The 26,220-nt window shown below is 65.4% G+C and carries 26 protein-coding genes; 14 read left to right on the top strand and 12 right to left on the bottom strand.

The genetic code is table 11. The features are described from left to right. Positions 1-140 precede the first annotated feature (140 nt). Genes ACOI2T_RS10805 through ACOI2T_RS10790 form a run of 4 tightly spaced genes read left to right on the top strand, consistent with a single transcriptional unit; the run spans position 141 to position 4,086 of the window. Complete coding sequence (locus tag ACOI2T_RS10805; protein ID WP_409501204.1) at positions 141-983, top strand: SDR family oxidoreductase; 843 nt, start codon at positions 141-143, stop codon at positions 981-983. Continuing rightward, positions 980-2,485, top strand: coding sequence for a class I adenylate-forming enzyme family protein (locus ACOI2T_RS10800; protein ID WP_409501203.1), 1,506 nt, complete (start codon positions 980-982; stop codon positions 2,483-2,485). Before ACOI2T_RS10805 ends, ACOI2T_RS10800 begins: the two co-directional genes overlap by 4 nt. Then, a complete protein-coding gene (locus ACOI2T_RS10795) occupies positions 2,482-2,784 on the top strand; it encodes a hypothetical protein (RefSeq protein WP_409501202.1) in 303 nt (100 codons plus the stop codon). The genes ACOI2T_RS10800 and ACOI2T_RS10795 overlap by 4 nt, the downstream gene beginning before the upstream one ends. Positions 2,785-2,793: 9 nt before the next feature. Next, positions 2,794-4,086 (top strand): MFS transporter, encoded by a 1,293-nt coding sequence (locus ACOI2T_RS10790; RefSeq protein ID WP_409501201.1) that lies wholly within the window; start codon positions 2,794-2,796, stop codon positions 4,084-4,086. On the opposite strand, the gene ACOI2T_RS10785 is transcribed toward ACOI2T_RS10790, so the two are convergent. Then, complete coding sequence (locus ACOI2T_RS10785) at positions 4,064-4,663, bottom strand: helix-turn-helix domain-containing protein (protein ID WP_409501200.1); 600 nt, start codon at positions 4,661-4,663, stop codon at positions 4,064-4,066. The genes ACOI2T_RS10790 and ACOI2T_RS10785 overlap by 23 nt on opposite strands. 52 nt (positions 4,664-4,715) lie before the next feature. Between ACOI2T_RS10785 and ACOI2T_RS10780 the strand changes: the two genes are divergently transcribed. Further along, positions 4,716-5,990, top strand: coding sequence for an MFS transporter (locus ACOI2T_RS10780; RefSeq protein WP_409501199.1), 1,275 nt, complete (start codon positions 4,716-4,718; stop codon positions 5,988-5,990). Positions 5,991-5,992: 2 nt separating this feature from the next. On the opposite strand, the gene ACOI2T_RS10775 is transcribed toward ACOI2T_RS10780, so the two are convergent. The 5 genes from ACOI2T_RS10775 to ACOI2T_RS10755 all read right to left on the bottom strand — a co-directional run bounded on the left by ACOI2T_RS10775 (position 5,993) and on the right by ACOI2T_RS10755 (position 10,861). Continuing rightward, complete coding sequence (locus ACOI2T_RS10775; protein ID WP_067858095.1) at positions 5,993-6,730, bottom strand: SDR family NAD(P)-dependent oxidoreductase; 738 nt, start codon at positions 6,728-6,730, stop codon at positions 5,993-5,995. Between the two features lie 71 nt (positions 6,731-6,801). Next, positions 6,802-7,791, bottom strand: a complete 990-nt coding sequence (locus tag ACOI2T_RS10770) for a transketolase family protein (protein WP_409501198.1) — start codon at positions 7,789-7,791, stop codon at positions 6,802-6,804. Beyond that, a complete protein-coding gene (locus ACOI2T_RS10765) occupies positions 7,788-8,648 on the bottom strand; it encodes a transketolase (protein WP_067858216.1) in 861 nt (286 codons plus the stop codon). The genes ACOI2T_RS10770 and ACOI2T_RS10765 overlap by 4 nt, the downstream gene beginning before the upstream one ends. Positions 8,649-8,653: 5 nt before the next feature. Beyond that, positions 8,654-9,979 carry an MFS transporter gene (locus ACOI2T_RS10760; RefSeq protein ID WP_409501197.1) on the bottom strand — a complete coding sequence of 442 codons (1,326 nt, stop codon included), beginning with the start codon at positions 9,977-9,979 and terminating at the stop codon, positions 8,654-8,656. Positions 9,980-10,012: 33 nt separating this feature from the next. After that, entirely contained in the window at positions 10,013-10,861 is an 849-nt protein-coding gene (locus tag ACOI2T_RS10755; protein ID WP_409501196.1) for an NAD(P)-dependent oxidoreductase, read from the bottom strand. Between the two features lie 203 nt (positions 10,862-11,064). Here ACOI2T_RS10755 and ACOI2T_RS10750 point away from each other — a divergent pair, with 203 nt between their 5' ends. After that, complete coding sequence (locus ACOI2T_RS10750) at positions 11,065-11,796, top strand: FadR/GntR family transcriptional regulator (RefSeq protein WP_067858103.1); 732 nt, start codon at positions 11,065-11,067, stop codon at positions 11,794-11,796. A gap of 31 nt (positions 11,797-11,827) precedes the next feature. Here the strand turns inward: ACOI2T_RS10750 and ACOI2T_RS10745 are convergent, their stop codons facing one another. The 6 genes from ACOI2T_RS10745 to ACOI2T_RS10720 form a co-directional block, all read right to left on the bottom strand. Beyond that, positions 11,828-12,841: a phosphotransferase gene (locus ACOI2T_RS10745; protein ID WP_409501871.1), complete on the bottom strand. Its 1,014-nt coding sequence runs from the start codon at positions 12,839-12,841 to the stop codon at positions 11,828-11,830. Positions 12,842-12,891: 50 nt separating this feature from the next. After that, positions 12,892-14,094, bottom strand: coding sequence for a cytochrome P450 (locus ACOI2T_RS10740; RefSeq protein WP_409501195.1), 1,203 nt, complete (start codon positions 14,092-14,094; stop codon positions 12,892-12,894). A 95-nt stretch (positions 14,095-14,189) separates the two neighbouring features. Then, positions 14,190-15,176, bottom strand: a complete 987-nt coding sequence (locus ACOI2T_RS10735) for a LacI family DNA-binding transcriptional regulator (protein WP_067858109.1) — start codon at positions 15,174-15,176, stop codon at positions 14,190-14,192. Continuing rightward, complete coding sequence (locus tag ACOI2T_RS10730) at positions 15,173-16,498, bottom strand: MFS transporter (RefSeq protein ID WP_409501194.1); 1,326 nt, start codon at positions 16,496-16,498, stop codon at positions 15,173-15,175. Before ACOI2T_RS10730 ends, ACOI2T_RS10735 begins: the two co-directional genes overlap by 4 nt. 155 nt (positions 16,499-16,653) lie before the next feature. Next, positions 16,654-17,187: an alkyl hydroperoxide reductase AhpD gene (ahpD, locus tag ACOI2T_RS10725; protein WP_067858115.1), complete on the bottom strand. Its 534-nt coding sequence runs from the start codon at positions 17,185-17,187 to the stop codon at positions 16,654-16,656. A gap of 2 nt (positions 17,188-17,189) precedes the next feature. Then, positions 17,190-17,777: a peroxiredoxin gene (locus ACOI2T_RS10720; protein WP_409501193.1), complete on the bottom strand. Its 588-nt coding sequence runs from the start codon at positions 17,775-17,777 to the stop codon at positions 17,190-17,192. A gap of 405 nt (positions 17,778-18,182) precedes the next feature. Here ACOI2T_RS10720 and ACOI2T_RS10715 point away from each other — a divergent pair, with 405 nt between their 5' ends. The 8 genes from ACOI2T_RS10715 to ACOI2T_RS10680 all read left to right on the top strand — a co-directional run bounded on the left by ACOI2T_RS10715 (position 18,183) and on the right by ACOI2T_RS10680 (position 25,896). Continuing rightward, positions 18,183-19,526: a neutral zinc metallopeptidase gene (locus tag ACOI2T_RS10715; RefSeq protein ID WP_409501192.1), complete on the top strand. Its 1,344-nt coding sequence runs from the start codon at positions 18,183-18,185 to the stop codon at positions 19,524-19,526. A gap of 19 nt (positions 19,527-19,545) precedes the next feature. After that, on the top strand, positions 19,546-20,076 hold the full coding sequence (locus ACOI2T_RS10710; protein ID WP_409501191.1) for a DUF4333 domain-containing protein: 531 nt from the start codon (positions 19,546-19,548) through the stop codon (positions 20,074-20,076). Between the two features lie 102 nt (positions 20,077-20,178). Then, positions 20,179-22,002 (top strand): fatty acyl-AMP ligase, encoded by a 1,824-nt coding sequence (locus ACOI2T_RS10705; RefSeq protein ID WP_409501190.1) that lies wholly within the window; start codon positions 20,179-20,181, stop codon positions 22,000-22,002. Between the two features lie 288 nt (positions 22,003-22,290). After that, positions 22,291-22,569, top strand: a complete 279-nt coding sequence (locus ACOI2T_RS10700) for a hypothetical protein (RefSeq protein WP_409501189.1) — start codon at positions 22,291-22,293, stop codon at positions 22,567-22,569. Continuing rightward, on the top strand, positions 22,566-23,954 hold the full coding sequence (locus ACOI2T_RS10695) for a hypothetical protein (RefSeq protein ID WP_409501188.1): 1,389 nt from the start codon (positions 22,566-22,568) through the stop codon (positions 23,952-23,954). Before ACOI2T_RS10700 ends, ACOI2T_RS10695 begins: the two co-directional genes overlap by 4 nt. 7 nt (positions 23,955-23,961) lie before the next feature. Continuing rightward, entirely contained in the window at positions 23,962-24,438 is a 477-nt protein-coding gene (locus ACOI2T_RS10690) for a hypothetical protein (protein WP_409501187.1), read from the top strand. A gap of 342 nt (positions 24,439-24,780) precedes the next feature. Then, complete coding sequence (locus tag ACOI2T_RS10685) at positions 24,781-25,152, top strand: DUF4333 domain-containing protein (protein WP_409501186.1); 372 nt, start codon at positions 24,781-24,783, stop codon at positions 25,150-25,152. Between the two features lie 234 nt (positions 25,153-25,386). After that, positions 25,387-25,896 (top strand): hypothetical protein, encoded by a 510-nt coding sequence (locus ACOI2T_RS10680; protein WP_409501185.1) that lies wholly within the window; start codon positions 25,387-25,389, stop codon positions 25,894-25,896. Positions 25,897-26,220 lie beyond the last annotated feature (324 nt).

Here is a 26,220-nt window from a genome sequence, read left to right as displayed (position 1 = left end):
CGCCTGGCCGACGAGGCGCGGACCGTCGCCCGAAAGATCAGGTCGGCACCGATTCCCGGAACCACGCAGCTTATGATTACGTCACTTGCCAAAAATGAGAATGGCAATACCCTTTGGGTAGCGTGGCAACAAGGAGGCCCATGTCCAGCCAGCAGGAGTCATTCACCGACCGCACGCTGGTCGTATCGGGCGGCAGCCGCGGCATCGGGAAGGCCATCGCGCTCGGCGCGGCCCGCCGCGGCGCGAACGTCGTACTGCTGGCCAAGACCGCCGAGCCTCATCCCAAGCTGCCCGGCACCGTCCATACCGCGGTGGCCGACGTCGAGGCCGCGGGCGGCAAGGCCGTCGCCGTGGTCGGCGATGTGCGCAAGGAAGAGGACGTCGCGCGCGCGGTCGACACCGCGGTCGACCACTTCGGCGGGGTCGACATCGTCGTCAACAACGCGAGCGCGATCGCCACCGAACCGACCGAGACGTTGTCGGTCAAGAAGTTCGACCTGATGATGGACATCAACGTGCGCGGCACGTTCCTGTTGACCAAAGCGGCATTGCCCCATCTCAAGAAGTCCACGAACGCGCACGTGCTGACGCTCGCCCCGCCGCTGAACATGAACCCCTACTGGCTGGGCGCCCACCCGTCGTACACGCTGTCGAAGTACGGGATGACGCTGCTGTCGCTGGGCTGGGCGGCCGAATACCCGGGCATCGGATTCAGTTGCCTGTGGCCCGAGACCTACATCGCCACCGCGGCCGTCACCAATCTGGCCGAGGGCGACAAGATGACGTCACGTTCCCGTGACCCCGAGATCATGGCCGACGCGGCCGTCGAGATCCTGTCGCGGCCGGCCGCCGAGGTCACCGGCCAGACCTTCATCGACTCCGAGGTGCTCAACGCCGCAGGCGCGACCGACCTGTCCCGCTACGGTGGCGGGGACGACCCGATCATCGACATCTTCATCGACGCACCTGGACAAGGCCTATGAGTATCTCGCTGCTGCTCGAGATGGCGTCGTCGGGCAACCCGGACCGCACCGCGGTGGTGTCCGACGACATCCGCGTGTCTGTCGGCGAATTGAGCGAACTGGCCGACGGCGGCGCAGGCACGATCGCCGCATCGGGCGCCGCACACGTCGCCTATGTGGGCACCGGCGGCGTGCTGCTGCCGCTGCTGCTGTTCGCCTCGGCCCGTGCCGGTGTGCCGTTCACGCCACTCAACTACCGCCTCAGCGCCGAGGGCCTGCGCGAGCTGATCGACCGCCTGCCCGAACCCTTGGTGGTGGCCGACGCCGAATACGCCGACGTGGTCGCCGGGGCGGGTAAGCAGGTGATCACCTCCGAGGAGTTCCTGGCCGCCGCGCGTTCGTCCGAGCCGGCAGCGGAGTTCGCCGACCCCGACGCCGTCGCAGTCGTGCTTTTCACGTCGGGCACGACATCGCGACCCAAGGCCGTCGAGCTCACCCACAACAACCTCACCAGCTACATCACCGGGACCGTCGAATTCGATTCCGCCGCACCCGAAGACGCCGCCCTGATCTGCGTTCCGCCGTATCACATCGCGGGCGTGAGCGCGGCCATGTCGAATCTCTACGCCGGGCGCAAGATGGTGTACCTCCGCAACTTCGACGCAGGCCGGTGGGTCGAACTGGTTCGGGCCGAAGGCGTCACGTCGGCGACCGTCGTGCCGACCATGCTGGACCGCATCGTGACCGCGCTCGAAACGGCGGGGACCGAGCTACCCTCGCTGCGCAGCTTGGCATACGGCGGCTCGAAGGTGGCGCTGCCTTTGGTCCGCAAGGCTCTGCAGCTGCTGCCGGGGGTCGGCTTCGTCAACGCCTACGGGTTGACCGAAACCAGTTCCACCATCGCGGTTCTCGGCCCCGACGATCACCGGGCCGCGCTGGCGGCGGACGACGCCGCCGTCGCGCGCCGACTCGGATCGGTCGGTCAGATCGTGCCCGGTATCGAGGTGCAGATCCGCGCGGACGACGGCACCGTGCTGGGTCCCGGCGAGACCGGAGAGCTGTTCGTGCGTGGCGAGCAGGTGTCGGGCCGGTACACCGAGATCGGTTCGGTGCTCGACGCCGACGGCTGGTTCCCCACCAAAGACGTTGCGATGCTCGACGAAGACGGCTACCTGTTCATCGGCGGCCGCTCCGACGACACGATCATCCGCGGCGGCGAGAACATCGCGCCCGCCGAGATCGAAGACGTCCTCGTCGAACACCCGGACGTGCGCGACGTGGCCGTCGTCGGGCCGGAGGACCCGCAGTGGGGTCAGATCATCGTGGCCGTCGTGGTGCCGGCCGAGGGCGCCGCGCCAGATACGGATGAGCTGCGGGAGCACGTGCGCAAGCAGCTCCGCGGATCGCGGACACCCGACCGGGTGGTGTTCCGCGACGAACTGCCCACCAACGCCACCGGCAAAGTGCTGCGCCGTCAACTCGTCGACGAACTTCAGCCCATCGCAAAGGAGTCAGCATCGTGATCAAGAACGGCACCCGCCTGCAGAGCCAGGTGTGCGATACCCAGGTGATCGTCGTGCGCAGCGCCGACAGTCTCGACGACCTGCGCGCCGGTGGCGTCGCGATGGTCCCGCTGGACGCCGAAAAAGATTCTGGCGCAACACTCGATCCCGCGTTCGCCGACGGCAATCTGATGGGCAAGCGCTATGTCGACGACAACGGCGCCGAGGTGCTCGTCACCAAGGCCGGCGCAGGCACATTGTCGATCGGGTCCACCGCACTGAGCCTCAAAGAGGCCAAGCCACTGCCGGCCAGCGACTAACACGGCGACATGGGCTCGCGGGTGTCGCCGCTGCGGGTCGCGGTGGCCAGCTTCATCGGCACCACCGTCGAGTTCTACGACTTCCTGATCTACGGCACGGCGGCGGCGCTCGTCTTTCCCAAGCTGTTCTTCCCGCAGGCCTCGCCTGCCGCCGGAGTTCTGCTGTCCTTCGCCACGTTCGGCGTCGGGTTCATCGCCCGGCCACTGGGCGGCATCGTGTTCGGGCATTTCGGCGACCGCATCGGCCGCAAACGCATGCTGGTGTACTCCCTTGTCGGCATGGGTGTTTCGACCGTGCTGATCGGCATCCTGCCCACCTACGCCCAGATCGGGCTGGCCGCTCCGCTTCTGCTCACGCTGCTGCGGCTGTGCCAGGGGTTTGCCGTCGGCGGTGAATGGGGCGGTGCGACACTGATGGCCGTCGAGCACGCATCGGCCGGACGGCGCGGCTTCTACGGCGCGTTCCCGCAGATGGGCGCGCCCGCCGGGACCGCATCGGCCACGCTCGCGTTCTTCCTGGTGTCACAGCTGTCCGACGACCAGTTCCTGGCGTGGGGCTGGCGGGTACCGTTCCTGTTCAGCGCGGTACTCATCGTGATCGGCCTGGTGATCAGGCTCAAACTCACCGAAAGCCCCGAATTCGTCGCGGTTGTCGCGGATTCAGCGGTCACCAGGATGCCCATCGTGGCGGCGTTCCGCCGGCACTGGCGCCAGATCGTCCTGGTCGCCGGCGCCTATCTGTCGCAGGGCGTGTTCGCCTACATCTGTGTCGCGTACCTGGTGTCGTACGCGACCGTGGCGGCCGGAATCGACCGGACGGCAGCACTTTTCGGCGTGTTCGTCGCGGCGTTGGTTGCCGTCGTGGCCTATCCGGTGTTCGGCGCGTGGTCGGATTCCGTCGGCCGTAAACGGCTGTTCCTGATCGGCGTCGTCCTCATGGCGCTTTCGGTGTTCCCGGTGTTCGCGATGATCGACACCGGCAGCCCGGTGCTCTTCGGCGTCGCGCTGGTGCTGGTGTTCGGCCTTGCGATGGCTCCGGCCGCCGGAGTCACCGGAGCGTTGTTCAGCCTCGTGTTCGACACCGACGTGCGCTACAGCGGGGTGTCGATCGGCTACACCCTGTCACAGGTGGTCGGCTCGGCGTTCGCACCGACGATCGCCGCGGCGCTGTACGCATCGACCCGTTCCAGCGACGCGATCGCGTGGTATCTCGTTGCGGTCTCGGTGATCTCGGTCGTCAGCGTCAGCCTGTTGCCGTCCGACCGCGTGCGCGCCGAGGTTACTGCGCAGAAGGTCGGGTGACCGCCCGGCCGGTACCCGGCCCACGTGGCCGCATGATGAGCGCGGCGACGTGATAGTCGCACCGCGTTTGGCCGTGATTGGCGTAACCGTGCGGGCAATCCGCGGCGAAGTAGATCGAATCACCCGCCGACAGGGTGACCTCGTGGGGTCCCACCGTCATGGTCAGCGTTCCGCTCTGCACCGCGACGAACTCGTGCGAACCTGACGCGTACGCGGGGAATGTACCGGCATCGCAGCCGGGGGGCAGCGTGCTGCGAATCCACTCGAAGTTCACGCCCGGCACGACCGGGCTGAGGATGGTGCGTTGCCACCCGCCCGGCTCGTCGACGCGATCCTGATCGGCGGCGCGGCGCACCACGATTCGCGTGGCGTCGGGCTCGGCGACCAGATCCGCGAGCGTGACACCGAGACCGCCGGCGATTCGGTCCAGGACCAAGACGGTCGGAGCCTTGTCGCCGCGCTCCACCGACGACAACATGCTGACACTGACGTCGCAGCGATCGGCAAGCTCGCGCAACGTCAGCCCGCGGTCGGCACGCAATGACTGAATCCGCTCACCCAGCACCGCAAGATTCACGTATACTATTGTACGCAATTAATTCGCTATAGCGAACAGAAGACCTGAGGCGATGAGACAACGCCGATTTCGTCCCTTCTACGGCTGGTTGATGCTCGGCGGGCTCAGCGTCACCGAACTCGTGTCGTGGGGTGTGCTGATCTATGCGTTCTCGGTTCTGATCGTGCCGATGCGCGCCGAACTCGGGTGGTCGCTGGCCGAACTCAACGCCGCGTACGCAACGGGCGTGTTCATCTCCGGACTGCTCGCAATCCCCGTAGGGCGCGTTCTGCAGGTACACGGAGCGCGCGGCGTGATGACGGCGGGCACCGTCGCCACCGTGGTCATGTTGCTGTTGTGGTCCGCGGTCGATTCGGTGCCGGTGTTCTACGCCGTCTTCTTCATCGGCGGTTTCGCGATGGCCACGACGTTGTACGAACCGGCATTCGCGGTGACCGCGGCCTGGTTCGACCGACTGCGCCCGCGCGCCGTCCTCATCCTCACGGTGTTCGGCGGATTGGCCAGCGTCATGTTCGTACCGCTGACCGCCGTTCTGGTCGACACGTTCGGTTGGCGACAGTCCCTTGTGGTGTTGGCCGGCATCGCCGCACTCATCGGATTTCCGGTGCACGGCATGCTGCTTCGCCGCAGACCGGCCGATCTCGGCCTCCACCCTGACGGCGCCCGCGTGCCACGGCCACCCCAACCGCACCACGTCGCCGGAAGCTCACGGGTGGCGTTGCGCAGCAAGTCATTCCGGTGGATGACACTGTGCCTGGTGATGAGCACCGCCGCGAAGTTCGCGGTCAGTGTGGTGCTTGTCGCCTTTCTGACCGACCGTGGCTACTCGTTGTCCACCGCCGCGCTGGCCGCAGGCAGTGTCGGGTTGTTCCAGGTGGCAGGCCGGCTGATCGTCATCGCCTTACGTGGCCGGATGTCACAGCATCTGATCACCGCACTGCTGTTCTTCGGCCAAGGCGTGGCGATCGCCCTGCTGCTGTTCGTGACGGGTACGGACGCGACGGCCACCGTCACCGTCGTGGTGTTCGTGGTGTTGTTCGGTCTCGGATTCGGACTGGAAGCGCTGGTGCGCGGCACGCTGGTGGCCGAATACTACGGCCCCGCGAACTATCCGAGTATCAATGGCGTGCTCGGCGCATTCGTCGTCGCCGCACGCGCGGCAGGCCCGCTGCTTGCCGGTGTCGCAGGCACCGGATTCGGTGGCTTCCAATCGGTTTTCGTGACGGCCGCGGCGCTGTGCTGCCTCAGCGCGTGGACGCTCGTCCTCGCCCAGCGCGCACGCCGTGCGGAGGTCACCGCCCTGGCGGACGGCCGACCGGAGCCGTAGACCTACGCGTGACGGCTGGTCACTCCCCCGTCGACCACGAGATACGTTCCGGTGACGAACGACGCCTTCGGCGACATCAAGAAGGCCACCGCGGCGGCGACCTCGTCGGGCTGGCCGAGCCGGCCCAGCGGTGCGGCCTGCTCGAAGCCGACGCGGACCTCCTCGACGTCAAGGGCGATCTGGAGCATCGGCGTCTGGATGAAGCCCGGGCATACCGCGTTGACGCGAATACCCAAGGGCCCCAACTGCGCAGCCATGGACCGCGTCATGCCGAGCAACCCGGCCTTGGACGCGCAGTAGGCCGGTATGAACGGGTTGGCCGAAAGTCCCTCGATGCTGGAGATACCGACGACCGCGGGCGCTGCACCGTCGCTCGCGGACTTCTGCAGATGCGGCAGCAGCAATTGCATGAGCAACGCCTGCGCACGCAGGTTCACATCGAGCACCGCGTCCCAGGATTCCTGCGTGTAGGCGCCCACCGGTTCGGGGATCACGCGCCCGGCGGCATGCACCAGACCATCGATCCCGTCGAGCGCACCGGCGGCCTCGTCGACCGCGGCGGACAGCGCTTCGGTATCACAGACGTCGACCACGGCCCAGGGCATCCCGAATTCCTCGGCCACCGAACGAACGTCGGGTGCGATGTCCCACAACGCAACCCGACGGCCATCGGCGATCAATGCCGCTGCGCTGGCCCGGCCTATCCCGGACGCCGCACCCGTCACCACCACACCCGCCATGCAGACCTCGCTTCACCGATCGAGTAGATACGGCTCGATCTTGCCTGCCCGCCCCGGAGGACGGGGGCGGTTCAGAGGGCGGATTTCACCCGTTCCACGATTCGGGAGGTCGAGACGCCGTAGCGGTCGTAGAGGGTGGGCAGCGCTCCGGCGACGAGGAATTCGTCGGGCAACGCGATCGGCGACACCTGACGCGATACGCCGTTGCGTACCAGGGCCGACGCGACCGATTCGAACAATCCGCCGACGACCGAGTGGTTCTCGAGCGTGAACACCAGGCGGTCCTTGGCGATCTCGGCGAGAATCGTGGCCTCGTCGAGCGGTTTGATCGTCGGTGCGTGCACGACCGCGACACCGATGTTGTCGGCCTCCAACTGTGCCGCGGCCTGCAGCGCACGTTCGGTCATCAGACCCGACGAGATGAACAGCACCTCGTTGCCGTCGCGGAGTTTGGCGGCCTTACCGAGCTCGAACGTGTAGTCGTACTCGTCGAGCACGGTCGGCACGGCGCCGCGCAGCAACCGCAGGTAGGTGGGTCCGGGGCTCGCCGCGAGCTGCGGCACCGCCTGTTCGATGTCGACGGAGTCGCACGGGTCGACGATCGTCAGATTCGGCATGCCGCGCAGGATCGCGATGTCCTCGGTGGCCTGGTGGCTGGGACCGTAACCGGTCGTCAGACCGGGCAGCGCGGCGACGATGTTGACGTTGAGCATGCGTTCGGCGATGTCGAGGCAGATGAAGTCGTAGGCCCGCCGGGTCGCGAACACCGAGTACGTCGACGCGAACGGGACGAACCCTTCCTCGGCGAGCCCGGCGGCCGCGCCCATCAGCACCTGCTCGGCCATGCCGACCTGATAGAACCGGTCCGGCATCGCATCGCGGAAGATGTGCATGTCGGTGTATTTCGCGAGATCGGCGCTCAACCCGACGATGAGCGGGTTGTCCTTCGCGGCGGCGAGCAGCGCATGCCCGAACGGCGCGCGAACGACCTTGTCGCCCTCGGCAATCGAGGCGATCATCGCGTCGGAGGTGAGCCGCTTCTTCGGTGTGGCGGTGGTCATGATCGGAACCCCTCATCGAGCTGTTGGTGAGCAAGCGCCCATTCCTGCGGGGCGACCTGCATGAAGTGCAATTTGTCGCGGCTCTGCAACATCGCGACGCCCTTGCCGAGGATCGTGTCGCAGATCAGCGCCTTGGGCTTGCCGCGGCGTGCGCGCAGATCCTCGAGAGCCTCGACGATCGCCGGGATGTCGTGGCCGTCGACGCGGCGCACGTCCCACCCGTTGATCGTGAACTTGTCGTGCACCGGTTCGGTGCCCAGCATCGACTGGGCCGGACCGTCGGCTTGCTGGTTGTTCATGTCGACCACGGCAATGAGGTTGTCGAGCTGGAAATGCGCCGCGGTCTGGACGGCCTCCCAGGTGGAGCCCTCGTCGAGTTCACCGTCCGACAGGATGTTGTAGACGAACGCGGGATTGTCCTTGCGGCGCAATCCCAATGCCTTTCCTACCGCGATGCCGAGCCCGTGGCCGAGCGAGCCGCCGGAGATCTCCATACCGGGCGTGTATCCGGCCATGCCGGACATCGGTAGCCGGGAGTCGTCGGTGGCGTAGGTGTCGAGTTCCTCCACGGGGATGAACTTCGCCTCGGCCAGCGCCGCGTACAGCGCGATCGCGTAGTGGCCGATCGAGAGCAGGCACCGGTCGCGCCCCTCCCAATCCGGTTCCGCCGGGCGCAGATTCAGCTGGTCGGTGTAGAGCACCGCCAACACGTCGGCGATGTCGAGGGCCTGGCCGATGTAGCCCTGGCCCTGGACCTCGGCCTGGGTCAATGCGTAATGGCGGATGCGCAGAGCGGCTTCGCGGATGCGGTGCACCCGCTCGGGCGCCACGGCGGGGTGATCAGTGAGTGTGGTCATGTCGGTCACGCAACCTGTACTTGAGGGGTGGGGGTTTCGGACGTTGCCTTTGCCGGTGCGGTCTCGCGGGTGCGCACGGCCAGCGCGGTGGAGATGATGCCCATCGCGACGAACAGCAGTGCCGGGCCGAGCCAGCCCATCGCGCCGTAGACGAGCGTCGCGACGAAGGGCACGAAGCCGACGATCACCGATGCACCGTTGTAACCCAACGAGATTCCCGAGGACCGGACGTTGGCCGGGAACTGCTCGGAGAACCAGCTCGATTCGACCGCGAAGATCGGATCGTGACTGAGCAGAAGTGCGAGCGCCACCGCGACGACGATCATGATGAAGGCACCGGTGTTGATCAGCAGGAACATCGGGATGCCGAAGGCGATGGTGAAGACCGAGCCGATGAGGAAGACCGGCTTGCGGCCGATGCGGTCGCTCAGAGCGCCGAACAGCGGCAGGCTCGCGACACCGAGTGCGGAGCCGACCAGCGTGCCGGTGAGAACGTCGGTCTTCGACGAGATCGAGGCGAGGCCCACGTAGGACAACACAAAGCTGGTGGCGACGTAGTAGCCGCCGGTCTCGGCGAGCCGCAGGCCGATGATCCGTAGGATCATCCGCCAGTCCGACCGGATGACCTCGAGCGCGGGCTGGCGGTGAATCTCGTTGGCGTCCTTGATCTTTTCGAACGCCGGTGATTCGCTGACGCCGAGCCGGACGTAGATGCCGACGGCCACCATCACAGCCGACGCGAGGAACGGCGCGCGCCAGACCCAGTCGCCGTCGAACAACGCGCTCGACAACAGGAATGCACCGTTCGCCAGCACGAGCCCGAGCGGGATGCCGATCTGTGGGATGGCCCCGAAGAACCCGCGGCGATGTGCCGGGGCGTGTTCGACCGCCATCAGCACCGCGCCGCCCCACTCGGCACCGAATCCCACGCCCTGCACCATGCGCAGCACGATCAGGAGAATCGGTGCCAGAACGCCGATCTGGTCATAGGTGGGCAGCACACCGATGAGCACGGTGCCGATGCCCATGACCACCAGCGACCAGAACAGCACGGCCTTGCGGCCGAACCGGTCACCGAAGTGGCCGGCCAGGTAGCCACCGACCGGCCGCATGACGAACCCGACGGCCAGGGTGGCGAAGGATGCCAGCACGCCGACGATCGGCTCGTCGGCGTGGAAGAACACACTGCCGAAGTAGGCGGCCGCGGCAGTGCCGTAGATGAAGAAGTCGTAGCTCTCCACCGCGGAGCCGATCATCGAGGCGATCGACACACGGCGTGGATTGTTCACCGGCGCAGGGGATTCGGTGGTGTCGTTCGGTGGTGCGGTCATCGTATTCCTGGGTCGAAGGGACGTGGCATGCGGTTATTCGTAGGTCTCGATGACGCGGCTGTCATCGCGGAGTCCGAGGCCGAGCTCGCCGGCCTGCTGATAGCGGGAGCGAGCGACGTCGAGCAGCGGAACCGGAGCGCCCGCGCGGGCGGCCGCATCGGCGACCAGGCCGCTGTCTTTGACGAAGATGTTGATGGTGCTGGTGACCGGCGCGTCGGTGGCCAGGAGCATGCGCGGGCCGCGGTCCGAGAGCATCCACGAACCGGCAGCACCGTGCTGAACCAGGTCGAGTACGGCGGCTTTGTCCAGGCCCAGCGCATCGGCGAGGTGCAACGCCTCGGCCGCGGCCACGATGTGGACCGAGCACAGGTGTTGGTTGACCACCTTGATCGCCTGCCCGCCGCCGAGATCGGAGCCGATGAACCGGACCGTGCCGAGTGTGTCGAGCACATCGCGCACCGCGTCGACGTCGTCTCGGGCGCCTGCCGCGAAGATGACGAGTTCGCCGGTCTGGGCCCGGGCGACTCCGCCGGTAACCGGGGCGTCGACGACACGTGCCCCGGCGGCCGCCAACCGCGCAGCGGCAGCAGTCAGCGCGTCGGGACCGATCGTCGACATCACGATCCAGGTCTGGCCGCCCAGTTCCTGCCCCGCCTCCGACACCAGGGTGTCCAACTGCTCTGGCGTGGCCACCATGACCACGACGATCGGCGTTTTCGAGGCGAGGCCGATGGCGGCGACAGCGTCGATCCCGGCTTCGGCGGCCCGTTGCCGCGCCGGCTCGAACGGGTCGACACCGACGACCCGATGGCCGGCCTTCGCGAGCACTGCGGCCATGGGAAGGCCGATCGCGCCCAGGCCGACGAACGTGACGGAACTCAACACTGCCTCCACATTGGTCGAACCAAATTGGTTGAACCAATACGGTATGGCGTGGGTCACTTCATGTCAACCCGGTTGCCGAGCACACGGAAGGACGGCGCTGAAGTGCGGGATTCCCGCTGCGGCCGACAACCGCGCGACCGGTCACTCCGCTACAGTGGAGACGCCGGTCACATTGGTCGGCCAATCGTGGAAGGTGAACGATGGACGCCCTGGAACGCGTGGTCGAGCAGATCATGAGTTCTGCGACGCGCACCTCGGACGGCTCGATCGCGCGGCTGCCCACCGAACGTCAGCTCGCCGAGACTCTTGGCATCAGCCGTGGAGCACTCCGCGAGCAACTCGCCGCGCTGGAGTCTCTCGGTCTGGTGACGCGCACGCAGGGCAGCGGAATTCACCTCGCCCCGACCAGCCCGACGCCCGTGCGGTTGTACTTCGATCTGAGCGTGCGGCTCGGCCTCATCACGACCGATCAGCTCGAGCGCGGCCGGGAGATGTTGGAGGAGACCGTCGTTCGTGCGGCTGCAGTCAGGGCGACGCCTGCCGATCTGGCCGAACTCGAAGGTTACGTCGAGCAGATGGTCGACGGTTCTTCATCAGGCGACCACCAGAAAGCCGATGCCGCCGATTACAACTTTCATCGCTGCCTCTACCGGATCGTCGACAACCCGGTGTTGAACCTGATCGCCGACGGGCTGGTGGACGTGTTGCGCGAACTGCTCACCCAGCGACGGGTTCGCGCCATCAATTCCGAGGAGCCCGACGAGCACGGGCATTACCGGACCGATCTCATCCATCAACAGATCGTCGGCGCACTGCGGTTGCGTGATCCGGACCTCGCGGCGGCGACGATGGCGGCGCACTTCGAACAGTGGCGCCATATCACCGACGAGCCAGCCGACGCGGACGAACCGGGCGTACGCGCGGCCGGGTAGCTCTGCGATGTCGTCGGTCTTGCCGGGCCGACTACGCGATGTCGGCGATCGCGGCAGCGGTGTGCAGGTCGGCGTAGGCCGCCGAATAACGCTGTGCCAGTGCAAGCGCGATGTCGGGCCGTTGCCACAACTCCCCCGCGCTCGCGGTGCACAGCCATAGCGTCAGGCCGTGCGCGACCGAGGCGCGGTACCGCAGCCAGATCTCGTCCATCGAGGGCAGCTCGTCGGCCGGCAGCCCGAGCGCATCGCGATACTCGACGAGCAGCGCTTGTTCGCTGCTGCGCCGGTCGGCAATCGTCAACGCGCCCTGCAGGAAATAGCCGAGATCGAGCGACCAGTTGCCGCGGCGGGCCACCTGCCAGTCCAGGAAGCCGACCTCCCCGCTCGGCAACAGATAGGTGTTGCCGATGTGCGGGTCACCGTGCAGCAGCGTCTGCGGTGAACGGGTGAGGCTACGGATGTAGGGCTTCCAGATCTCGTCGATGAGACCCTCGATGGTCAGCGCCATGACCTCGTCGGGGGCATCGTCGCCCAACCGCTCGAGCGCGGCAGGCAACGGTGCGATCTCCATGCCGCCCCACGGCAGGAACGGTTCCAGCCAGCCGAGCGCCGGATTGTCCGAAAGCCGTTTATCCCAGTACTTTCCGTGCATGCGCGCCAGTCCGCACACTCCGCTGGCCGCCTCGTCGACGGTTAGCGGCCGGGTCGCATCGCGCGGATCTGCCCCGCGCGCGGTGAGGTCCTCCATGACCAGCAGGAAATCCTCGTCGGCCTCGTCGATCGGCGCGGCGTACACCGTCGGGTGCTCAAGCGGCAGATCCACGCCGCAGTTGAACAGCCGCGGCTCGTGCAGCAGACCACTCGTCATCTTGATGAGGATCTTGTGGTCGGGGTCAACAGCTTTCGCGAACACGGTGGTCGGGCCGATGCCCGAGGAGTACGTCACCGCGAGGCGGGCACGGCGGTTGGTCCCGTCGTCGCGCATGTCGATCCTCACCGCATCGACGACGGCGTCCGGATGGTGCCCGGACAACGCCGCGGTCATCCAGCCAGGGGTGATCTCGTCCCAGTCCTTCGGGACGGTCAGACTGGCGGTCACCTCACGAACGCCGGCATCGAGTCCCAGCCACGGACCGTGGAAGTCGGTGACAAGGCCGCGTTGTCCAAGTCGACCTCCCATTCCGGGAAGCGCTTCAGGATCTCCTCCAGCGCAATCCGTCCCTCAAGGCGCGCGAGCGCCGAGCCGAGGCAGAAATGGGTGCCCACACTGAACGCCAAATGCTGGCGTGGTTCGCGGTGGATGTCGAAAACCTCTCCGTCCGGCGGGAATTGGCGACTATCGCGGACCGCGGCACCGATGAGCATCATCATGACACTCCCCTCCGGCACCGTCTGGCCGTAGTACTCGACGTCGCGGGTGACGTAGCGGGCGACGTGCGGTGCGGGCGGCTCGTACCGCAACAGCTCCTCGATGGCCTGCGGGATGAGGGCCGGGTTCTCGACGAGCTGGCGCCGCTGGTCGGGATGTTCGGCCAGAACCTTTGCGGCCCAGCCGATCAGCCGGGTCGTGGTTTCATTGCCCGCACCGGCCACGACGTTGATGTAGATGAGCAGTTCCTCGCGGGTGAGGTGACGCGTCACACCGTGCTCGTCGGTGAACTCGACGTTGAGCAGCTCGGTCATGATGTCGTCGGAGGGATTGTTCTTACGCCAGTCGATGTAGGTCTCGAAGATGGACCCGTCGACCAGCCCCTCCTGAGCCGCCTTCATGGGCTTTCCGGCTTCGGTGCGCAACTGTTCGTTGGCGTGGTCGCGGATCATCTCCTGGTCATCTTCCGGAATGCCCAGCAGCGCGCTGATGACCCGCATCGGCATGACGGCGCCGAAGTCGGTGATGAAGTCGAACTTTCCGGCACCCACGAGCGGATCGAGCGACTGTGCGCAGAACTCCCGGATCTTGGGTTCGAGCGCGTTGATCTTGCGGGGCGTGAACATCCGCGACAACAGCTTGCGGTGGGTCGTGTGGATCGGCGGATCCTCGAAGATCAGTGCCCCCGATGGGATGTCGATGTTGGCCTTGATCAACTCGATGATCGCGCCGCGGGCTGAGCTGAAGGTCTCATGGTCGATGAGCGCTTTGTTGACGTCGGCGAAGCGGCTAAGCGCATAGAAGTCGTGCTGCTCGTTGTAGTACAGCGGTGCTTCTTCGCGCAGACGCGCGAACGTCGGGTACGGGTTGGCGTTGATTTCGACGTCGTAGGGGTCGAAGTACACGTTCCGGGTGGCGCTGGCTGTCACGAAAATCCGCCTCTCTGTGTCCGAGAGCGGAGTTTACACACGGATGGTTATGCGCGTAAGTGACTTGGTCGGATCAACGTCGGCGAGGACGGAATCTAAGTGGAATCGCGCACGATGAGGGTCGCCACACCGGCGCTACTGGGTTCCTGGTCGGCGGGATAGCCCAGCTCAGACATCATCGCCGCGACCGCGACGTCGACGATTGCCTTGGCGTCGAACGACACCGACGTGAGCGGTGGCGCACTGACCGCGCCCAGTTCGATGGCGTTCACGCCCATCACCGCCATGTCTTGTGGACACCGCAACCCGGCACGACGGAGTCCGTGCAGCACGACGAACGCCGTCTCGTCACTCTGCGCGCAGATCGCGGTCACGCCGTCGGCGGCCCAGCCCGAAACGATCTCGGCGGCATTCGAACCGTCGGCGGCGAAGCTGGCCACACCGATCTCCGGCAGCCCTCGGCGTTGCGCGGCCGCGCGCAGACCCACCAGCCAGTAGTCGCCGAGCGGCCGCAGTTCCTCGTCGGTTGTGTAGGCGAACGCGAGCCGGGTGTGGCCCCGTGACGCCAGGTGTTCGACGCGCATCTCACCGATGCTGCGATCCAGCGCGCCGATCGCATGCAACTGCGAGCTGCCGAGGTGAATCTGCGGTATGCCCGCCGCGGTGGCCGCCGCGAGCGCATTGCCGGTCAACGGGAACGTGCTGGTGACGGCCACCGGATTGAGGTCGGCGATGGCGTCGACGACGTTGCGGTCATCGTCGGTCTCGAACTGAAGGGACAACACGATGCCGTGCCGGGCGAGCGCGGTGGTGAGCCGGCTACCGACTTCGATCGGCAAGTTGCCCAGCGACAGCCGGCCGACGATGTAGAGCACCACGCCACTGCCGCCGACCGCGAGGTTGCGTGCCGCGAGGTTGGGCCGATAGCCGAGCTGGGCCGCGGCGTTGCGCACCGCGGCCTGGGTCTGTTCTGAGATACGTTGCCCTTCAACGTTGTTGAGCACATAGCTGACCGTCGCGGTCGAGACGTTGGCAAGTCTGGCGACGTCGGCCTTCGTCGGTCGCCCCTTGGTGGTGCTCACGGTGACATCGTGGCACGTTGCTCGTCGGCCGCGGGTTCCAAACCGGGCAACGGGCGCGCCGCACTTTCGCGCAGCGTGAACACGGTGGTGACCGAGACGATCGCGGCGGCGATCAGATAGAGCGCGGGCGCCAGATGGTTGCCGGTCGCGGCCGTCAACCAGGTGACGACGTACGGTGTGGTGCCGCCGAACGCCGCGACGGCGATGTTGTAGCCGATCGAGAAGCCGCTGTAGCGGACCCGGGTCGCGAACAGTTCGACCCCGGCCGTCACCGCCGTCGCCACGTACACGGATTCGATCGCGGCCAGCAGGCAGTGCCCGACGATCGCCGCCACGACCGAGCCCGAATTCATCAGGAGGAACAGCGGGTACGCGAAGACCATGAAGCCGACCGAACCGGCGATCAGCAGCGGCTTGCGCCCGATGCGGTCCGACAACGCCGCGAGCGGCAAGATCAGGATGAGCGCGGTCAGGCTGGCCAGCGTGATCGAGACGAACGACTCGGTCTTGCTGAACTGCAGGGACTTGATGAAGTAGGTCGGCACGAACGTGAACACGACGTAGTAGCCGACATTGAAGACGATGAACATGCCGATGACTTGGAGTATCGGCTTTCGTGCGGTCCGGACCGCTTCGCGCAGTGGCGATTTGGCGACCCGGTCCGATTTGTGGAGCTTGGTGAACTCCGGGGTGTCGTCGAGTCGCAGCCGGATGTAGAGGCCGACCAATCCGAGCGGTGCGGCGATCAGGAACGGGATTCGCCATCCGTAGCTGTCCATGGCCTCGGGTGACAGTGACGCCGCCAGCAGCGTGACGGTGATCGAGCCGAGCAGGAAACCGAGCACACCCGACCATGCGATGAACGTGACCGTGAGGCCGCGTCGGCGTTCGGTGGCGTACTCGGCGAGATAGACTGCGCCACCGCCATATTCACCGCCGGCCGAGAAGCCCTGCAGGCAGCGCAGCAGCAACAGCAGCAGTGGCGCGGCGACACCGATCGTGGCGTAGGTGGGCAGCAGGCCGATGCCGAGTGTGGCCGCCGACATCAGCAGGATGACCACCGCCAGCACGCGCTGGCGGCCCAGGCGATCGCCGAGCGGGCCGAACACGAACCCGCCGAGCGGGCGCATGAAGAATGCCGCGGCGAAGATCGCGAACGTGTTCAGCAGGGCGGCCGTCTCATTGCCGGCCGGGAAGAAGTTGGCGGCGATGTAGGTCGCCAGAAAGCCGTAGATGGCGAAGTCGAACCATTCCACGGCGTTGCCGATGGAAGCGCCCGTGATGGCCTTGCGGACCGCGGCCTCGTTCCCGGTGGCTGTCACAGAAACCCGCCTCTCGTGATGCGAGAAGGGAGTTTACCGCCTTGGTTATGCGCGTAAGCGGCTTCGGCGGGATGCCTTGCGGCGCCATTGTCACGCTGGAGTGGCATTCGGCTTCGACAGCCACTCCAGCGTGACAAACGTCGGCAATCCCGGGGTCAGACCGCCGCGAGCGTCTCCGCGGTGAGGAGCGCCTGGGCGACACCCGAGACGATCGATGCCAGGCGAATGGCCTCGAAGATCGTCGACCGGGACACCTCGGCGTCACGCAGCACGGTCTCGTGTGCGGCGAGGCAATGCCCGCATCCGTTGATCGCCGACACCGCGAGCGACCACAGCTCGAAATCGGCCTTCTCGACGCCCGGGTTGGCGATGATGTTCATCCGCAGACCGGCCCGCAGATCGTCGTAGCGACCGTCCAACTGGCCCTTGGTGCGGTAGAAGACGTTGTTCATCCCCATGATCGAGGCCGCGCCGAGTGCGGCGTGGTAGGCCTCCGCGCTGAGCACGTCGAGTGCGTCCTCGGAGATCTCGCGCAGCAACTGCTGGGACTTGGTCGCGGCGGCCGTCGCCACGAGCGCACCCCACAGCTGCTGTTCGGTCAGCTCGGTCGACTTGACGATGCTGCCGAAGTTGAGCTTGAGATCCTTGGCGTACTCCGGGAGCGCTTCCTTGATGTTGTCGATGCTCATCGTCAGACCGCCTCGGCCAGAAGCTCGCCGGCCTTGATCGTCGGATCGCCCTTCTTCCAGTTGCACGCGCACAGCTCATCGGACTGCAGCGCATCGAGCACGCGCAGGACCTCGTCGACGTTGCGACCCACCGAACCGGCCGTCACTGACACGAACTGCACCTCGTTGTTGGGGTCGACGATGAAGGTCGCGCGGTCGGCGACGCCGTCGGCGTTGAGCACGCCGGTCGCAAGCGCGAGTTCACGCTTGAGATCCGAAGCCATCGGGAAGGGCAGCTTCTTGAGATCCTCATGCTGAGCGCGCCACTGGAAGTGCACGAACTCGTTGTCGACCGACACACCGATGACCTTGGCGTCGCGGTCCTCGAAGTCCTCGTTCAGCTTGCCGAACGCGGCGATCTCCGTCGGGCACACGAACGTGAAGTCCTTGGGCCAGAAGAAGATGATCCGCCACTTGCCGTCGTGGTCCTTGTCGGTCACGCGGGTGAAGTAGTCGTCGGGCTGCTTGGCGTCGACTTCGGAGAGATCTCCACCGATGACGGCGGTCAGGTCATATTCCGGAAACTGAGCACCAATCGACAAAATTGCCATCGCAACATATCCCATCGTCTTGATTTTCTGGAATCATTCCAGAATTTACGATCTTGATTCTGGCTGGTGAAGGGCCATTGTGGCAACCGAATCGAGCCGTGATTGTCCGCACAAACGGATCGGCGTGCGCTCGGCGTCACGGCGAGAACCGTGATGTCGCCGGAGACGACGAGATCGGCGCGCGAGACGAGTCGGGCCACAAGCTCGTCGGAAGTGTTCATACCGGTGCCATTGTCGCCCCGGTGGAATGCGGGACACCGGCGGGAGCGGGTAGAACTGGCATGGGTGAACGCAGGGAAGGCGGATCAGTTGGGGCGGCTTTGCTGGTGGGTCAGCCTGGCGTGTTGCGCGGTCCTGCTGGCGGGGTGCGGCAGCGGCACAGTGGTTCAGGGTAAGGCGACCTCGATGTTGTTCGATCCCAACCGTGTCGGCGGCTTGCCGGTGACCGAGGGCCACAGCGGGGTCCGTCCCGATGCGCCGGCGCCGGCCCGTAGCGCCGAGAACACCGACGGGGGCCAGATCGACAATCTGGCGCTGCTGGCGATCGACGACATCGAAGACTTCTGGTCGCAGAACTACGGAGGCGGGTCGCTGTTCGGCGAGTTCACGCCCGTCGAGCGCGTGGTGTCGTTCAACTCCGACCAAGAACCGGGGCTGGAGATCTGCGGCCAGAACACACAGGGGCTGACGAATGCGTTCTATTGCACGAACGCCGACGTGATGGCGTGGGACCGCGGTGTGGCGATCCCGGTCGCGGCACAGTATTTCGGCCAGATGGGCGTCGTCGGCGTGATGGCCCACGAGTACGGCCACGCCGTTCAGCACCAGGCCAGACTCGTCGACCGCTCGACGCCCGTGCTGGTGTCCGAGCAGCAGGCCGACTGCTTCGCGGGGGTGTATCTGCGCTGGGTCGCGGCGGGGAACTCACCGCGCTTCGAGCTAAGCACCGGCGACGGACTCAACCACGTGCTCGCCGGCCTGATCTACATCCGCGATCCGTTGATGACACAACTCAACGCGGTCATGACCGGCAACGAACACGGGTCGGCACTCGACCGCGTCAGCGCGTTCCAGATCGGGTTCAGCGGCAACGTCGACCAATGCGCGGCGATCGACATGACCGAGATCAAGAAGCGGCGCGGAGACCTCCCGAAGTTCCTCGACTCCGAGTTCTTCGGCCAGACGCAGTCCGGCAACACCACGATCACCACCGACCTGCTCACCGATCTGATGGAGGTGCTCGGGCAGATCTATGCTCCGGCCACTCCGCCGAAGCTGAGCACCGAACCCGCCGAATGCCCCGACGCCAAACCCTCGCCGCCGGCGTCGTACTGCCCGTCGGCCAACACCATCACGGTGGACCTGCCTGGCCTGAAAGCCCTCGGCGAGGCCAAGAACGAAAACGACGAACAGGAACTGCTGCAGGGTGACAACACCGCGATATCGGTGCTGACGTCGCGCTATGCGCTCGCCGTACAGCACCAGAGAGGGCTCGCGATCGATACGCCGGTGTCGGCCATGCGCACCGGATGCCTGACGGGCGTGGCGCAGGCCAAGATGGCCGAACCCGACCAGGCGATCCGGCTGTCTGCCGGCGACACCGACGAGGCGATCAGCGGCCTGCTCACCAATGGGCTGGCCGCCAGCGATGTCAACGGCGCGCTCCTGGGGGCGGGGTTCAGCCGGATCCTCGCGTATCGGTCCGGCCTGCAAGGTGACGACGCCCAGTGCTACCAGCGGTTCCCGTGAGCGCAGCGGAGGAGAAACGATGAGCGGTCCCGAGCAGCCCTGGTGGGTCAGGCCCGGCGGCGCGCCGCCGCCAGGTGCCCCGTCGGGTCGCCCGCCGGCGTGGCAACCGCCGCGACCCACCGGCCACCGACCGCAGCACGCCGCACCGCGGCCCGCCCCTCGGCCGCCTGCGCCGGTCCCTCCCCCACCGCAGCACCCGGTTCGCACCCCGCCGCGCGGCCGTTCGCGTCGCTGGCTCATCGCCGGGGCCGCGGCAAGCGCAGTCGTGCTCGTCGCCGTCGGGCTGGCGGTCTGGCAGTTGGGCGAGTCGAGCGGTACGCGCCTCGACGTCCGACAAGCGGAAGCCGGCGTCGCCGAGATCCTGTCGAACCCGATCCACGGGTACGGGGCCAACGACGTGGCAGCCGTCGCGTGCAACAACGGCCGCAACCCGGAAGTGAAGGTCGGCGCCACCTTCACGTGCGCGGTGGACATCAACGCCACCGTGCGGCAGGTGACCGTCGAATTCATTGACGACAGCGGCACCTATGCCGTCGACGGGCCGCGATAACGCCTCAATCTGTAATCAAGATCACAAATATGCCGAAGCGGTGACAACTGTCATGCCGCTCCGGTTCCTTGGTTACTTAGCACCACTACTAGTGTCTGTGCTATGGGTCGGGATGCCTTGGGTAACACTGCCGTTGAGTCCAGCATTGAGGACTATGTCAATGCCGACGGCACCATCGTGGTGCCCGACGGCGTGACGCTGACGTCGTTCCTGGATCGCAACCGCGCGAGGTTCGGCGATGCACCGTCGTACCGCTTCGTGGATTACTCGACCGATCCCGACGGGCGCGTGATCGAGCTCAGCTGGAACGGGCTGTGGTCGCAGGTGTGCTCGGTGGGTGCACGCCTGCAGCAGGTCACCTCGCCCGGCGACCGGGTCGCGATTCTTGCGCCGCAGGGCGTCGATTACGTGTCGGCGTTCTTCGCCGCCGTGCACGCCGGAAATGTCGCCGTCCCGCTGTTCGCGCCGAGCCTTGCCGGCCATGCCGAACGGCTGGCCGCCGTGCTCGCCGACGCCAAGCCGACCGTGGTGTTGACGACGACCGCCGCGTCGGAGTCGGTGCGCAATTTCCTGCGCACCCTGCCGGCTGCGGAGCGGCCACGCATGATCGCGGTGGACGCGGTTCCGGATTCACTCGCACCGATGTTCACCGAGGTCGCCCGCGACACCGACGACATCGCCTATCTGCAGTACACGTCGGGTTCGACCCGTACCCCGGCCGGCGTGGAGATCACCCACCGCAACGTGTGTACCAACGTGATCCAGATGATTCTCGCCGGCGACCTCGAGATGGGCATCCGCGGCGTGAGCTGGCTGCCGCTGTATCACGACATGGGCTTGATCATGATCATGTTCCCAGCACTGTGCGGCAACCACATCACCCTGATGGACCCCATGGCGTTCGTGCGCAGGCCCTACCGCTGGATCAAACGCCTCGCCGAGGAGGCCGCCACCGGGCCGACCCTGGCCGCGGCGCCGAACTTCGCATTCGAACTGTGCGCACAACGCGGGCTGCCCCCGACGGGCGAGTCGATCGACTTGAGCAATGTCGTCACGCTGCTCAACGGGTCCGAACCGGTGACCATGTCCTCGATCGAGGAGTTCACGACCGCGTTCGCCCCATACGGGCTGCCCGCGACGACCGTCAAACCGTCCTACGGCATGGCCGAGGCCACGCTGTCGGTGGCCAGCATCGCCCCGCACGAGACCGCCAGCGTCATCTACCTGGATCGCGAGCAGCTCAACGCCGGGCAGGCGGTCATCGTCGACGCGAGCGCCGAGGGTGCGGTCGCGCACGTGTCGTGCGGCCGCGCGATCCCCAACCAATGGGTCGTGATCGCCGGGCCCGATGGCGACGAGATGGCCGACGGCACGGTCGGAGAGATCTGGCTGCACGGCAACAACGTCGGCCGCGGCTACTTCGGCCGTCCCGATGAGTCGCAGCGAGTGTTCGGTAACAAGCTGCAGACCCGCCTCGAGACGGGCAGCCACGCCGAAGGCGTCGGCGACGACGGATTGTGGTTGGCCACCGGCGATCTGGGTGTCTACGTCGACGGCGACCTGTACGTGACCGGCCGGATCAAAGACATGATCATCATCGACGGCCGCAACCACTACCCCACCGACATCGAGACCACGGTCAGCCTGTCATCGCGTGCGGTGCGCTCGGGATACGTCGCGGCCTTCTCGGTACCCGGCGAGCGCGGTGAGCAACTCGTGGTCGTCGCCGAGCGCGCGGCGGGTGCGGGCCGCGCCGAGCCCGGGCCGATCGTCGATGCGATCCGGTCCGCGGTGTCGCGTCAGCATCAGGTCCGGGTCGCCGACGTGCGGATGGTCGCGGCCGGTGTCATCCCGCGCACCACGAGCGGGAAACTCGCGCGCAACGCGTGCCGGAACGAGTACCTGGCCGGCGAGTTCGAGCGGTAGCGCTCGGGCTGGGTCGGTTTGATCACCTCCCGCGGATTGGAGATGCCGCCGGACCAAGCTGGTCCGCGGTACTGAGTGCGCTTCAAAGCACTTATAAATACAGGCTTGCTTTGACCGCCCATGAGCTAATACTGGTGAGGCGTGGTCGCGAATTACCGATGACCTGGAAGCTAGCGCCGGCATTACGATGCCGAGGACCTGTGGCGAGGTGGACTGGTTGGTGTGACGCTCGCTGGCAAAGCTGCGGTAGCCTCGATTGTCGGCGAGTTAGTGTGTTGGGGGATTGACATGGCAAACGAACTGAACGCGAACGCTGACGGTCTGCGCGCGGCGGCTGCGAGTAGCGGTGTCACAGCCGCGGCTCTCACAGGCGCAGTCCTGGGCGGACCTTCCGCGTCGCAGCCCAGCGGTGCGGGCGTTGCCGTGGTCAACGCTGCGCTCGTCGTGGTGCAGGGCCGCCAGTCGAGGCGGATGAGCGAGCAGGCCGACGACTTGTCGGTGAGCGGTGCACGTTACGACACCACCGACGAAGACGGCTCCGACGCCATCACGACGGTGAGCGTGTGAGCGCAGTCCCTTCGGGTTCTGGCGGCGCTCTACCTTCGCGCTCGGGGCTCGAGGAGTGGAGCACCTCTCACCTGTCCGACGCCGCCGCGGCCTGGCGCTCGGCCGCCGCCGCGTCCTCGGAGGCATTCGACCAGCACCGGAAGAACATCGTCTCGCCGGGAGGCACCACGTGGGAGGGCGACGCGAAGGACGCCGCGCTGACTCGGGTGACCGTTGACATTGGTGTAGTCGGCAGTCAGAACGGCGCGCTGCTCGAGGCTGCGGGCATCGCCGAGAACGGTGTCAACGACATCAACGCGGCTAAGCGCGAAGCACTGGACGCGATCAACGCAGCCGAGGAAGACGGGTTCACGGTCGGCGAAGACTTATCGGTCACCGACGGACGTCGCTATGACGTCAACACGGTTGTCGAGCGGAACAAGGCCGCCACTGAGCACGCAGAGGACATTCGCTGGTACGCCGAGCGACTGATGCAGACCGATACCCTCGTCGGACAGCGGCTACAGACGAAAGCCGGTGAGCTGGAAGGGATCCGGTTCGACGGTGACGACCAGGGAGGGGACGCCACGGTCCACCTGGTAGACAACACAATCAAGCTGAACCCCGAGGACGATAAACCAGGCAACGAGGACGAGCAACCGCATCCTGGCCTTCCGATTCCCGAACAGAAGAGGTCGATCGAAGGGTCTCGGGGGACTCCGCAAAGCAAAGACATCCTCAAGCCGCCGGATGGGCGGCACGAAAAGCCACCACCAGGGACCAAAGTGGGCGCGTGGGGCGAAGATATCAGGGTCAATAAACCCAAAGGTCCCCTGATCGCCAAAGGCGAGACCGGTGAACACGGAGGTGCACTCTGGGAGAAGGTTGGCGGCGCTGAAGGGCCGGTGGGGGAATACGACTGGCGCGCAGAGGTGCTCGGGGCCCATGGCGAAGCCGGCTACGAATTGCGCAAAGACGGGGCGACGGGATCGGCACAGGGACGCGCAAGCCTGGCGGAGGGCGAAGCCAACGCCACGACGAATCTCGGTCCTGTCGAAGTAAAAGGCCATTTAGATGGCGCGATCGGTGCGCGAGGAAGCCTTTCCGGCACCGCAGGCCCGTCGGGAGGTCAAGTTGGCGGCGATGTGGCAGCTGGGATCCACTCGTCGCAAAAGATTGAGTTTAATTCACATGGCGTTGGCATTACCGGTGGCATCACGGAAATCGCGGGAGCTGGTGCAGCAAGCGACTTCCACGTCGGAACGACCGATGACGGCAAGTTCGCTATCGGAGGACATTACGGCCGAGCGTGGGGCTTCGGCGCTACGGCGCTGTTTGAGGTAACCATCGACCCGAAGGAAGTGACTGGAAACCTCAAGAAGCTGTTGGAATGGTTCGCGGGATAGGCCGATAATGACGACGCACACTATTCGCTTCGATGCAGACGTCCCTGTCGGATGGTCGAGTGTAGATCCCGCACAGTTCGGCAGCGGGAACGCATCAGCGGTATTCGTTCGGACTGCGGATCATTACACTCACCAGACACCAGTTATCGTCATCACCGAACACCTCCTCCCTTCTTCCGATATTGACCTCAACGAGTTTGCATTCGAGTATGCCGAACGCAAACGAGCCAGCACGATCGCATTGGAGATCACAAGGTCGGGATATATAACGAAGGAGTCACCCGCCGAATTCGGCCAGGACATGCAGTTCATTCTGGTTAGCGGTGCTGCAGTCAAACTAACTCACATGACAATTGCGACACCAACAACAGAAGGTAAAACACACATTCTAGAGATCACTTTCAGCGCATCCACACAACAATACTCCTCGTGCAGTAGTGAATTTGCCGAGTTCCTGAAGTCTCTACGAGTCGTCACCGGCTAGACAATGCGCGAGTGCTTAGATTCTGACCATCCAATTCGGGCAGCAAGAGAGGCACGAATCACGACTTCGCCTAGGCTAGTGCGATGGAAAGAGATTTCCGTTGATGAAAAAGATAAACCGGCGCTCTATCCGTAGCCGTCCTGCAAACATCCGGCCCCAGAGGGCAGGACTTATAGCGACGCTAGTTACACTCAGGGGCCTAGTGCTGGGCCTTGTTGGGACTGCTCAGCGGCGCATCATAATCTACAGCTGGAGATAGTCGCATAACGTTGGCGACGACGTGCGATTAAGATACCGGGCATTGCCTGTGACATCGAGAGCACTACCCGATCGGAGAACTTGATGACTTCCGCTGGCCCTTCCCGTCCGGCGCTGTTCGTAGCAGCCTTGGTAGTAGGCGTCGCACTATCGAGCGTTCCTGGATGCTCCGTAACTGTCGGCGGGAAGAGCACGCCTGGGGACGCAACACCGAAGATTCCCCAAGCCGAACTTGAAAGCGGTGTGAAAAAAGCCATCACGGAGAAAACGGGCGCTCCGATCGAGTCGGTCTCGTGCGACGGCCCATTGGAAGGGATTGTTGGCGCAACTGAGCGGTGCATCGCTTCGTTCGCGACGAAAGACGGTCTACGTGCAGGCGTAACGGTCACCACGACATCCGTAGACGAGTCGGATATTAAATATGACTTCAAGGTTGACGACAAACCAGCCGGATAATTGGCCGACTGGCAATCGCATGGTTGGAATACGAATGTTTGCCCGCACGTGTCCGTCCAGTTATCAATCAATTTTATCGGCTTCCTCGGTGCGATCTCGTGCCAGCGTTAACGAGGTACTGAGGACTTCACAAAGGGCCGCCACCCTGTCGGAGTTGCACTCACGGCGTGGTCAGCAGCAACTTCAGAACAACGAAATCCCGTGCGATGCAGGTAATAATGCAGGAAGGACTCGGTGAGCGCCTTTCGCGACGCTGTCGCAGCTGCTACCCAAGACACCCCCTACAGGGTGATCGACACCAAAAAAGGCTTCGATGTGCAACTCGACGTCGACAACGCTCAGTGGTGGGGCCTGTTCCACCACACAGGATTGACGTCGACGTTTCGTTGGCGGGTAGTCGAGCACGCCTCGTATTTCACGATCACTGACCGAAAGGTCCGACTGAAATTTGCGGCTGGAGTTCCTCGGTTCGCCTTCTCGTGGGAGATGCAAAGCGGACGGATACCGGCGTTCACTCGGGAGAAAATCTGGACATTGACCGACCGTGGCCGCATTGAGGCCGTTGGCAATTACCGGTTCAACTCAAGAGAAGGCAGGGATTTGATCCGGTTGGTGGCACAGAGGCTCGGCCTGAAGGAGCGCCAGCCATGGTCAGTAAAGCTGGCAGTCGCCGCGGTGCTGGCCACCCCAATCGGCTTCGCGATCTATGGCTTGGTACTGCTCGCTATCAACATCTTCACCTAACGCTGTCACCCCTGGCCAGGGACGTCACTGAGCTGGCCGCGTTGAACGGGCGAGTCGGGCTGGTCTCAGTCGACGGCCTACGCGTCTCGCACATTCAGCGGCTACCAAGGCCATGCCAATACAATGTGCCCGCACAGCTAAACGGGTCAAAATCCCAGGCGAATCCCTGACCAACGTCAGCGTTGCGCCGCACCCGTTGTGCGGCGGCCTTTACCGGTTCACAACGCGACAACGTGCCGGCGTGCGGACTCCGGCCCCGTCCTTTTGGCTGGGCCCTGGGAGCTGAGCCCGCCCGCCGCTAGGAGCCCCCTACACCGATCATTC

Source organism: Mycolicibacterium wolinskyi str. Jessa 2025, assembly GCF_049241375.1.
GTDB classification, from domain to species: Bacteria; Actinomycetota; Actinomycetes; order Mycobacteriales; family Mycobacteriaceae; genus Mycobacterium; species Mycobacterium wolinskyi.
Note: the sequence above shows the minus strand (reverse complement) of the source record. Positions and strands in the feature narration are given on the sequence as shown.